The organism is Thiohalomonas denitrificans, assembly GCF_900102855.1.
Lineage (GTDB): Bacteria > Pseudomonadota > Gammaproteobacteria > Thiohalomonadales > Thiohalomonadaceae > Thiohalomonas > Thiohalomonas denitrificans.
The window spans coordinates 462,272-472,089 of sequence record NZ_FMWD01000002.1; the positions used below are offsets into that span (position 1 = coordinate 462,272).

Genomic DNA, 9,818 nt, shown 5'->3' on the forward strand with positions numbered 1-9,818 from the left:
GGGAATGCCCGAACCCGCTCGGGTCCCTGGCAGGTGGCCGAGGGATAACACGATGAGACAGGAAGTCACCCGGCCATTCCACGACCTGTATTTGCTCACACTGGGCTTCACCACGGCACTCATGATAGTCGTCACGCTGATGATCGGCTATTCCGTCTGGCGTCACCAAAGCAAGTCCGTTTCAGGCAAAGAGACCTTTCACAAATCAGCATTCGTGGGCTGGATAGGGGTGCCGGTACTGGTATTGGGAATCCAGTTCTATATCGCTGGCGCAAGCCAACCATCCCCGGAACGGATCGGGGTGATCCCCGACAGGGGAGCCCCACTCATTACCGAGTGACACCGTCAGGGCCGGAGCAATGCCTGACAGGGAGCAACAATGCGCGATGGAACGCACAAACGCACCAACCTGTGGCAGCGGTCACGGATGATCGCCGCAGTCGTCGGTTTCGGCCTGGTCATGGCATCACCTCTATTTAACCGGTTGGCCGAGGTGCAGCCAGCCGCGGGGGGTGCCGCGACAGAAGGAAAAGCCATCCCCGAGGGCCGAATGGTAACCGTCATGTTCGATTCATCGGTCAATGACAATCTTCCCTGGGAGATCGTGCCCGACGTGCACAGTGTGCGAGTGCCGATCGGCACCACCCATCGGGTCGGGTACCGGGCCAGCAACCGGACCGCCACGGCAATCTCAGGCCAGGCCATTCCGGCGGTAGCACCCTGGCAGGCGACCCGCTATTTCAGCAAGAGCGAGTGTTTCTGCTTTACCCGACAGACACTCTTGCCGGGCGAGACAAAGCAGATGCCGGTGGCCTTTCGGATATCACCGGAACTGCCTGAAGATATCGATTCGCTGACCCTCTCCTATACCTTTATGGAAGAGGACGACGCTCCGGCAGCGTCGACCGGTATCGCCTCTTTAGTACGGAAAATAAGCCGTTGAACAAATCCCTGGAGGATGTAGTAGATAACGGCGGAGTAGGCTCCCAGATAACCGAAGTCAAAACAGGAGTGTAGAGGCCAGGCCATGCGGGCACTCATCGGCATCGGTGTCGTTCTCCTCAGCGCCCTTTGTCTGCAGTTGGGGTTCTGGCAGTTACACCGGGCAGAAGAGGCAGAGGTGCGAAGTGCAATGGTACGGGAACAGGCGAACCGTGAGCCGGTGTTCATCAAGGGCGTTGAGACTGCGGGCGCCGAACTGTTCTATCGGCGAGCGCTCGCGAGAGGCCGGTTCGAGATGAAACACCGTTTTTGGGTCGAAGGGCGCAGACCGGATGGCCGGCAGGGTTTGCAGTACATCGTGCCACTGCACATCGCCGGCAGTGAGCTGCGTGTGCTGGTAAACCGGGGCTGGGTGGCCCGTCCCGAAACATCGGTTACCCGGGCTCGACAACCTGCCGAAATCGAAGGCCTGCTTGTGCGCCCCGCCGTTCCCACACTCCAGCTAACCGACTCGAACAAGGCCTTTGGTGATCGGTGGCCCTATCTGGATCCGGAACGCTATGCCAGGAGCCATAACGTTGCAGTGGCGCCGTTTGTACTGGTGGAGGATTCGCGGCTGGCAGGAGAACTGCTGAAAGCGGAGCTGGGCCGCGCCGACAAGAGGGGCATGCATATCGGCTACGCCCTGCAGTGGTTTGCGTTTGCCGTATTACTGTTGCTGTTCCTCGCGGTGCTGGGAAAAAACCGCCAAAGAGAGACGCCATGATGTCCGACAAGCGCTTCCCCAGCTGCCGGCGAACGGCCGGTTGCGGGGCAGGTGCAAACCATCGCAGAAGAGCGGAGCGGGTATGCCGCTGAGTGATGCCGTCTGCGCAACGCCCGCTGCTTCCTGGAGGCGCTACCTTTCGCTGACAAAACCCCGCATTGTCGGCTTGATGCTCTTCACAGCCCTGGTGGGAATGTTCCTGGCCATCGACGACTCCGCCATGCCATGGAGCCGGATCCTGTTCGGCCTGCTCGGCATCGGGCTGGCAGCCGGCGCCGGTGCAGTCATTAATCACCTGCTGGATGCGCATATCGACGCCATCATGGAGCGGACACGACACCGGCCAATGCCTTCGGGACAGATCGGCAGCACTGGCGCCCTGGGTTTCGCTCTCATCCTTGCGGTGAGTGCAATGGCCATTCTGACGGGCCTGGTCAATGTATTGACTGCGGCACTTACCTTCACCGCCATGATCGGCTATGCCGTCCTCTACACCGCCTTTCTCAAGCGCTCCACGCCGCAGAATATCGTCTGGGGTGGTGCAGCCGGGGCATCCCCACCGCTGCTGGGTGCCGCAGCGGTCACGGGAGAGGTCACCCTGGATGCGCTGCTGCTTTCGTTGATTATCTTTGTCTGGACGCCGCCGCATTTCTGGCCGCTGGCAATCCATCGCGTCGACGACTATCGCCACGCCAAAATCCCCATGCTTCCCGTCACCCACGGCCTGCACTTCACGAAGACCCAGGTCCTGCTCTACAGCATCATGCTGATGGCCGTCGCCCTGCTGCCCTTCGTCACCCGCAGCGCCGGAATACTCTACCTGCTCGGAGTGATCCCGCTGGGACTGGGCTTCATCTGGCACGCCTGGCGTCTCTATCGCGGCGAGCGTGACGAACACGCGATGGTCACTTTTCGCTACTCCATCCTCTACCTGTTCGGTCTGTTCGCACTGCTACTTGCCGACCACTGGGCACTGTAAGCGCACCCAAGCCGCCCTCCGTTGCGCTCAATCAGCTACGGCCACTACCCCGTTAGGGTTAGCGCCGGGGAGCTACTTGATTCCCAAATGCTGGAGGTCGAAAATCCTTCGCTTTGCAGGGGAATTATTCCCAGGGAAACACTTTGATCCAATTTACCCATATCTAACGTGGGCGGAGCATCGAGGGGGAGCCGTTTTCAATTCCGGAAAAGAAGAAGGAACAACCAATGAAGAGAATCAACGGGCTGCTATCGGCGAGCCTTTTTACACTGGCAATTCTACTGGTACTCCCGACCACCGCCATGGCGGCAACACCCTCCCTTCCTGAAATGATCGATCAGGCGGGCGCACAGCGCATGCTGTCACAGCGCATCGTCAAGGCCTATTCGCAGCTGGTGATCGACGTCGACAAAAGCGAAGCACGCTCACAGCTGAAAGAGGCGGTGACACGGTTTGGGGAGCAACTGAAAAGGCTTGAACAGAATGCACCCAATGATGACGTGCGTACAGCTCTGTCGAACGTCCGCCGTCTATGGGGTCCATTCAAGTCCATTGCAACCGGCCCTGCGAACCGGGAAGGGATGTTACTTCTGTCAAACAGCGATGGAAAACTCCTGGCGGCTGCCCACGACGTGGTCATCAAGCTTCAAAACACGTCCGGAATGCCGCAAGCGCAACTCGTCAACACTGCCGGACGCCAGCGAATGCTTTCGCAGCGTATTGCAAAACTCTACGTGCTCATTAGTAGCGGCATCCAGGATGCCGGGATTCGCGAGGAATTGCAGCGCGCACGTTATGAGTTCGAGGGTGCAATGGCCGATCTGAAATCCGCTCCCGAAAACACCCTGGAAATCCAGCAGGGACTTGCCGAGGTAGAACGGCAGTGGATCGTCTTCCGGATGAGTTTTCAACTGAAAGACGACGAACACATTCCCCTTCTGGTCACCCGCTCCGCAGAAAAGATCCTCAACCAGATGCACCGTGTAACGGGGATGTATGCACAGCTCGATGCCCGCTGAAGTCAATAACAGCTACGGCCACTTACCGGCCGAGTAACCTCAACACTAATGGGAGAGGGTAGGAATTAGCCGTCGCCAAACCTATCTGCTCCCCTCATTCTATTCGTCCGTCTTCTCCCCATATCCGTTTTTTTTGACAGGCATAGCGATGTGATACGGAACCGCAACTCCGTCACGTGGCAATGATGGAAGCCTGAGCCCCGGGAGTTCCTATCGCTTGGATTTGTTTACTGAACCTTTTTACTTCCGTTCCCTTTTGAGCCTTTCAGCTTCTTCGATAACTTCTCTCCCTGTCTTGCCATTCAGCACATCCTTCATTTGTCCTCTGGTCGTGATGATGCTTGAAGCCCCCTCCTTCAGGAACTCTTCCAGGCTTTGCTGACTGAATGCCAGCACTTGTACTGCGTCATCGAAATGGAGCTGTTGATCCGGCGTCAATGATTGACGCACCTCCTCTATTGAGGTTGCCATCGCCTGATCACTGCTCGCGTCTATCTTCGGTTCACTGCATCCCAAGACGAGGAGCACAATGAATGGTATTAGCATTGATTTGTTACGCATTTCTTCTCCTTTTGGCCTTGGCGAAATAGCTACATCCAAGTCGCGCCCACGCACCAGTCTGTGGAAAATTACGACACGTAGCCAATTCCGGGCTTCGGGAAGTGATCTCGTGAGGTCCTGTCCTTTGGAGGAAAGCGGTCACAAATCAGCCTCGATTTAGACACGATCCATAATTTTAGTGATATTCTAACCATAAATGAGATAGGATTTGTTCGCCGAACCCTCGCTAAAGGAATCCCGGCAAGGAACAGAATTGTGGATCGTTTACATTCGGAGCCAACAATGAAGGACATGATTCTCCGGTCTGCCTCGCTCGTCTTCCTCTCGCTTTTCTTTGCCACGGCCGCTCCCGCAGCCTCGGCACCCGACGCAGTCTGGTCGGTAGAAGGAGGGGAGCTCCGCCTGGAGCAGCTGCGCGGCAAGGTCGTCTACCTGGATTTCTGGGCTTCCTGGTGCGCGCCGTGCCGCAAGTCGTTTCCCTTCATGAACGAGTTGCAGACGCGATATGGCGAACAGGGGCTGGTGGTCGTGGCCGTCAATCTGGACAAGGATCGCAAACTGGTCGAGCAGTTTCTTGCCAAATACCCGGCACAGTTTACCGTCGCCTATGACCCAAAGGGGGAAACAGCGGAACGTTTCGGGTTAAAAGGTATGCCCAGCAGTTATTTGATCGATCGGGACGGTGAAATACGCCTGTCACACGTCGGTTTTCGGGATGAAGACAGCCGCGAACTGGAGGCGGGCATCCGGAATGTTCTGGAACATTGAGTGGGTTAGAGGAAATTAGCCATGCGCGTAATCATAACGGGCACTGTACTCGTTCTTGCCCTGCTTCAGGGCGGGTGCGCCTTCGAACCGGTCCAGCCTTGGGAAAAGGATCTGCTGGCGAAAAGGGCGATGCAGCTCGACGGGTATCCGATTGATCAATACCTGGACGATCATATCTATTACAGCAAGGAAGGATCGTCCGGTGGACAGGCCGTTGGTGGTGGAGGCTGCGGATGCAACTGAAAAAAGAGTCCAAATCGGTTCGCGGTGCCCTGGCGCTGGCGACATGCTCGCTTCTGACCGGGACCTCACAAGGGGTGAATGCCGCCTCCGAGGAGAAGTGGGAAGTCGATTCGGCGGTGCTGCTCTATTCGGAAGGCAGTGATCGCGTGAGCGTTATTGAGCCGGTGGTTGGCTTGCGTAAGTCTTTGGGCGATGACGAGTACGTCGGAGTACGCCTGGTGGTCGACACCCTGACCGGATCATCACCAAACGGTGCGATTCCGACGGACGAGGTGCAGACTTTCACCACGCCTTCGGGCAATTCCAGCTACACCGCGGGGCCCGGCGAGACACCGCTTGACCCGACGTTTCGGGATACCCGCGTCGCACTGAGCGGCGAATGGGAGAAACCCTTGAGCGAGCGCCTCAAGGGTATCTTCTCGGCCAACTTCTCCACCGAGCATGATTACCAGTCCGCGGGAATTTCCGCGACGCTGGCGCGCGACTTCAACAACCGCAACACCACTCTCTCGGCAGGGGCTTCCTTCAGCCAGGACACCATCGAACCGGAGGGTGGGGCACCGGTCGGGCTGACCCCCATGCCGGCATTCCCCGACGTGAAGGAGACGCAAAGCACCAGCGAGGACAAGACCGTGTCCGAGCTTCTGCTGGGTGTCACCCAGGTCGTGAACCGACGCACCCTCATGCAGTTCAACTACACCTACGGTATTGATGACGGCTACCTTAGTGACCCCTACAAGCTGCTCAGTGTCACTGATGGCGCAGGGGACGTGACCGGCTACCTCTACGAGAATCGTCCCGACGAACGTAGCCGGCAGACCATCTTTTGGCGAACCTTGCATCATTTGTCCGACGATGTGGCTGACGTCTCCTACCGCTATTACTGGGACGACTGGGATCTCAACTCCCATACCCTGGACCTGCGTTACCGGCACGAGCTGGGCAGCGGGCACTACCTGCAGCCCCATGTGCGCTGGTACAAGCAGAGCGCCGCCGAGTTCTATCATTTCAAGCTGGATGAAGGGAACATTCCGACCTATGCGAGTGCCGATTATCGTCTTGGCAACATGACGACGAACACATTCGGCCTGAAATATGGCGTTGCATCGAGCGACAAGCAGGAATACAGCGTGCGCCTTGAATACATGACCCAGTCAGATGACGACGGCGAATTCGAGGATGTCGACGCGGTGCTCCTACAGGCAAATTATTCCTTCCTGTTCTAACTCAGACAAAGGCGCGGCTCGTCAGCCGCGCCTCTCCTTTCACCAGCTTATGACTGAAGCACCTTCACTCACCCGCACCAAGGACCATTGGCTCGGCCGCTTCCAGGCCATGGCCAGTCCTTGCGAAATCCTCATGGATGTTGATGATCGACGGCTGGCCCGGCGATTACTCGCTATCGCACAGGCCGAGGCCTCCCGTATCGAGCACAAATTCAGTCGCTATCGGAAGGACAGCGTGATACAGCGGATCAACCACTCGGATGGGCAGCCGGTGGTAGTCGATGAAGAGACTGCGGCCCTGCTCGACTATGCGAATCAATGCTACGAGTTGAGTGAAAGCCGGTTCGATATTACATCGGGTGTTCTACGAAGGGTGTGGCGTTTCGATGGCAGTGACCGCATCCCCAGCGCTGACGAGGTGGCGAACATCCTGCCGCTCATCGGCTGGCACAAGATTACCTGGCGGCGGCCGGAGATCACCGTGCCGCCCGGTATGGAGATCGACCTCGGCGGGATCGGTAAGGAATACGCGGTCGACCGCACGGCGCGTCTGATCGCCGATCAGAGCGATGCCAGCATACTGGTGAACTACGGTGGCGACCTCTACGTGAACACTCCTCGGCGCAACGGCTGCGGCTGGTTTGTTGGTGTCGAAAACCCGGCCTCCTCCCCGCAGTTGGCCGAAGGCAGCAAAAGCATCCACCGGTTCGAGTTGCGGCATGGAGGCTTGGCCACCAGCGGCGATTCCCGCCGCTACCTCCTTGCGAACGGCATTCGCTACAGCCATATCCTCAACCCCGCCACCGGCTGGCCAATCGAGGATGCGCCGCACTCTGTCACCGTCGCCGCCGCGACCTGCACGGAGGCCGGCCTACTCGCCACCTTTGCCATGCTGCAGGGCGCCCAGGCAGAATCTTTCCTGCGCACCGAAGGCGTGCAGTATTGGTGCGTGTGCTAATCCGCAGCGCAGTTCGTTCAGATGAACAACTTTCCCGAGAATCACAATTCTGGTGAGGTGTTCGAGATTGCTTGCCGTGCATATGGCACCCGCAATCACCAACGAAGTCAGGCAGGCGACGCAAAAAGGAATGGCGCTGGGGAAACGACCGATTCAAAGAAGAAATGGAGAAACCTAGTCGCTGGTGAATAACCGCACTGAAGCCCAGAACACCCGACAGCGGTAACGACGTGGATTTTTGATCTGCCCCCCAATCTCCTTTGACCCTGTCTCCTTTATTCCATTTTCCCGATAAGACGCCCAAACGCCTCAACCTGCTCCCAATCTGTAAATTCAACCACTGCCTTGGGATCGGTAGGTCCTTTTGTCATCCACATTATTAGCCGTATCATCTGCCGGTCCCAAAAATGGTATTTGGGATAATTAATCTTCCCGGCAAAAACCGTCACTTCTTTCGGTTTCCATTTAATTTGCTTCAGAAATTTCCGTAAATATGGATTGGTTTCTGGTCTATTTTTGTCCGGCTTACGGGCGACGACATTTACCGAAAAAAAAGCATTCGACTTGCTTTCGAGCTCGTTCCGATTTTTTTCTATAAACTTGTAAACCTGCTTGCTGTGTTTCCCGTAGCGGATACTTGCCCCAAGGATTATTTTATCAAACCTGTCCAGGTCGATATCCGGCTCATCATCAATAGAAATCAATGTAACCTGATGGCCTTGCTGCTTGATCACCTGCCGCAGCCTAACGGAAATTTCCCGTGTATGGCCGTCTGTTGTTGAATAGGCAATCAAGATTTCGGACATTCGTCCCTCATTCCTTCTTTCTTTCTCCACATATCGAGTGGCTAACCTGCGCCGCTTGGAACCTCACTGCGAAGCACCGCATCACTTCCGGCGTCGAGTTGAGCGGATTGTGAGTAGACGATCACCTGGGCACCCATCCCAACCATCGCCATCCTCGCCTTCCTGAGAGTCAGTAACTCCTCACTGCTATGAAGGAATAGATGCCACTCCCAAACCAAGTCAAGCCCTCGTCTCGATCGAGGCCACCCCATTACCACTGCATCGGCTGCTGCATTGCCAGTCATGGCAATGCAGCAGCATTTTTCTTTGCTTCTTATGATGGCTGTCCGTATCCCCAAAAAATGACCGAACAACCCGCCTTTGCCGCCGGTGGTGCATCATTAATCTTGTTAGAAATACGATTTTAGACCAGAAATGGGGCTTTTAAGCCAAAAATAGGTTCATTTTCAATCTATAAAATCTTTATATTCAATGTGTTGCAGTGGTCCGACCCCACTGTTCACTGTTCCCTTTTTTGGGTCAAGGCTGTAGGAAAACACCTACAGCGAACTCGGAAAAGCCTGACAGACGTGCCACGCCCGTTTTCGGCATAATTCGGCTTGTTAGGAGAAGAAACCCAAAAAGGAGAGTTTGGTAGACATGGACTATCGGCAACTCGACAATCTTACCCCTGATGAACTGCGCCAGGACATCCGGTACGTTCAGGGGCTCATCCGAAAGGCCGAGGCCGAGGGCTCAGCCGATGCTTTAGCGGCCAAGAACCTGTTTCTCCAGCTGATTGCCCGCCTGAAGCGGGAGGTGGCCGAAGCCGAAAAGGTGCAGGTAGCTAGTTAAATGGCAGGGCCTGCGGGGGCGATGACGTCAGCCCCTTTGTTCTGTGGCATGTTGACCACCGTGGAAGAGTCACCTTTGCCCAACAGGTGCGGCAAGGCGCTTGACCACTGCCGATCGGCCGGCTGTTTGCATAGCTTGGCCTCCACGGGGTTGAGTTCGACATAGCGAACAGTGGATAACAGATACGATTCGTCCATCACGAACGAATGAAAGCGCTCGTGCCATAAATGGCCGCGCCAGCCATTGCGAAAGTTATACTGCACCAAGGGCATTTTGATGTAAGTCTACCGCGCTCTGCCATCGGCCCGATCGCTAACGACCAAGCTCACCCGTCGTGAGCCGCGCAGGGGCATGCAATCGGGTGGACCTGAATTCAACCAATAAGTGCAACGCCCCCCTTCATCGCTTATGCGACCATCAGTTCGATGGGCGCTTTGTAGCCGAGCCGCTTTCGTGGTCTCAGGTTGAGCTTATTCTCGACCTCCTGGATCTGCTCTTTGCTGATCTTGGAAAAATCGGTTCCCTTCGGGAAATATTGCCTGATCAGCCCGTTCGTGTTTTCGTTCGTTCCACGCTCCCAACTATGATACGGCCGTGCAAAGTAGACATCACAGCCAAGCTGTTCGGTCACCACGGGGTGGTGGGCGAACTCACTACCGTTGTCGAGCGTCAGCGTTTCGACCTGACCAAGCCACGGGCCGAGGGCGGAAACGATC

General features: G+C 56.4%; 13 protein-coding genes and 1 pseudogene. 10 read left to right on the forward strand and 4 right to left on the reverse strand.

The window, feature by feature from the left end:
- The first annotated feature begins 52 nt into the window (after positions 1-52).
- From BLP65_RS04725 to BLP65_RS04745, 5 genes are all read left to right on the forward strand, one after another.
- Positions 53-340 (forward strand): cytochrome c oxidase subunit II, encoded by a 288-nt coding sequence (locus tag BLP65_RS04725; RefSeq protein ID WP_092993151.1) that lies wholly within the window; start codon positions 53-55, stop codon positions 338-340.
- A gap of 39 nt (positions 341-379) precedes the next feature.
- Positions 380-943, forward strand: a complete 564-nt coding sequence (locus BLP65_RS04730; protein WP_092993153.1) for a cytochrome c oxidase assembly protein — start codon at positions 380-382, stop codon at positions 941-943.
- Positions 944-1,027: 84 nt separating this feature from the next.
- Positions 1,028-1,708: an SURF1 family protein gene (locus BLP65_RS04735; protein WP_092993156.1), complete on the forward strand. Its 681-nt coding sequence runs from the start codon at positions 1,028-1,030 to the stop codon at positions 1,706-1,708.
- Positions 1,709-1,790: 82 nt separating this feature from the next.
- The gene (gene cyoE / locus BLP65_RS04740) at positions 1,791-2,687 is read left to right on the forward strand and encodes a heme o synthase (protein WP_092993159.1); all 897 of its coding nucleotides are present in this window, start codon (positions 1,791-1,793) and stop codon (positions 2,685-2,687) included.
- Positions 2,688-2,914: 227 nt separating this feature from the next.
- A complete protein-coding gene (locus tag BLP65_RS04745) occupies positions 2,915-3,706 on the forward strand; it encodes a type IV pili methyl-accepting chemotaxis transducer N-terminal domain-containing protein (protein ID WP_092993162.1) in 792 nt (263 codons plus the stop codon).
- A 240-nt stretch (positions 3,707-3,946) separates the two neighbouring features.
- Here BLP65_RS04745 and BLP65_RS04750 read toward each other — a convergent pair whose 3' ends face one another.
- Entirely contained in the window at positions 3,947-4,267 is a 321-nt protein-coding gene (locus tag BLP65_RS04750; RefSeq protein ID WP_217631900.1) for a DUF6694 family lipoprotein, read from the reverse strand.
- Between the two features lie 282 nt (positions 4,268-4,549).
- On the opposite strand from BLP65_RS04750, the gene BLP65_RS04755 reads away from it, so the two are divergent.
- Genes BLP65_RS04755 through BLP65_RS04770 form a run of 4 tightly spaced genes read left to right on the forward strand, consistent with a single transcriptional unit; the run spans position 4,550 to position 7,462 of the window.
- Positions 4,550-5,035, forward strand: a complete 486-nt coding sequence (locus BLP65_RS04755; protein ID WP_092993165.1) for a TlpA family protein disulfide reductase — start codon at positions 4,550-4,552, stop codon at positions 5,033-5,035.
- Positions 5,036-5,056: 21 nt separating this feature from the next.
- Positions 5,057-5,278 carry a DUF4266 domain-containing protein gene (locus BLP65_RS04760; RefSeq protein ID WP_092993168.1) on the forward strand — a complete coding sequence of 74 codons (222 nt, stop codon included), beginning with the start codon at positions 5,057-5,059 and terminating at the stop codon, positions 5,276-5,278.
- The gene (locus BLP65_RS04765; protein WP_092993171.1) at positions 5,269-6,504 is read left to right on the forward strand and encodes a DUF3570 domain-containing protein; all 1,236 of its coding nucleotides are present in this window, start codon (positions 5,269-5,271) and stop codon (positions 6,502-6,504) included. Before BLP65_RS04760 ends, BLP65_RS04765 begins: the two co-directional genes overlap by 10 nt.
- 49 nt (positions 6,505-6,553) lie before the next feature.
- A complete protein-coding gene (locus BLP65_RS04770) occupies positions 6,554-7,462 on the forward strand; it encodes an FAD:protein FMN transferase (RefSeq protein WP_092993174.1) in 909 nt (302 codons plus the stop codon).
- A 275-nt stretch (positions 7,463-7,737) separates the two neighbouring features.
- Here the strand turns inward: BLP65_RS04770 and hemG are convergent, their stop codons facing one another.
- Positions 7,738-8,268 (reverse strand): menaquinone-dependent protoporphyrinogen IX dehydrogenase, encoded by a 531-nt coding sequence (hemG, locus tag BLP65_RS04775; protein ID WP_092993177.1) that lies wholly within the window; start codon positions 8,266-8,268, stop codon positions 7,738-7,740.
- A 639-nt stretch (positions 8,269-8,907) separates the two neighbouring features.
- Here hemG and BLP65_RS04780 point away from each other — a divergent pair.
- Positions 8,908-9,102 (forward strand): hypothetical protein, encoded by a 195-nt coding sequence (locus BLP65_RS04780; protein WP_092993180.1) that lies wholly within the window; start codon positions 8,908-8,910, stop codon positions 9,100-9,102.
- A 68-nt stretch (positions 9,103-9,170) separates the two neighbouring features.
- Here the strand turns inward: BLP65_RS04780 and BLP65_RS04785 are convergent.
- Positions 9,171-9,356: pseudogene (locus tag BLP65_RS04785) on the reverse strand (transposase); the annotation flags it as partial.
- 152 nt (positions 9,357-9,508) lie between these two features.
- Positions 9,509-9,818, reverse strand: a 310-nt coding sequence (locus BLP65_RS04790; RefSeq protein WP_175452439.1) for an IS30 family transposase, incomplete at its 5' end; no start/stop codon positions are given.

Coding starts and splice junctions, on each gene's coding strand:
- BLP65_RS04725 (WP_092993151.1), top strand. CDS start 53: ATGAGACAGGAAGTCACCCGGCCATTCCACGACCTGTATTTGCTCACA.
- BLP65_RS04730 (WP_092993153.1), top strand. CDS start 380: ATGCGCGATGGAACGCACAAACGCACCAACCTGTGGCAGCGGTCACGG.
- BLP65_RS04735 (WP_092993156.1), top strand. CDS start 1,028: ATGCGGGCACTCATCGGCATCGGTGTCGTTCTCCTCAGCGCCCTTTGT.
- cyoE (WP_092993159.1), top strand. CDS start 1,791: ATGCCGCTGAGTGATGCCGTCTGCGCAACGCCCGCTGCTTCCTGGAGG.
- BLP65_RS04745 (WP_092993162.1), top strand. CDS start 2,915: ATGAAGAGAATCAACGGGCTGCTATCGGCGAGCCTTTTTACACTGGCA.
- BLP65_RS04750 (WP_217631900.1), bottom strand. CDS start 4,267: ATGCGTAACAAATCAATGCTAATACCATTCATTGTGCTCCTCGTCTTG.
- BLP65_RS04755 (WP_092993165.1), top strand. CDS start 4,550: ATGAAGGACATGATTCTCCGGTCTGCCTCGCTCGTCTTCCTCTCGCTT.
- BLP65_RS04760 (WP_092993168.1), top strand. CDS start 5,057: ATGCGCGTAATCATAACGGGCACTGTACTCGTTCTTGCCCTGCTTCAG.
- BLP65_RS04765 (WP_092993171.1), top strand. CDS start 5,269: ATGCAACTGAAAAAAGAGTCCAAATCGGTTCGCGGTGCCCTGGCGCTG.
- BLP65_RS04770 (WP_092993174.1), top strand. CDS start 6,554: ATGACTGAAGCACCTTCACTCACCCGCACCAAGGACCATTGGCTCGGC.
- hemG (WP_092993177.1), bottom strand. CDS start 8,268: ATGTCCGAAATCTTGATTGCCTATTCAACAACAGACGGCCATACACGG.
- BLP65_RS04780 (WP_092993180.1), top strand. CDS start 8,908: ATGGACTATCGGCAACTCGACAATCTTACCCCTGATGAACTGCGCCAG.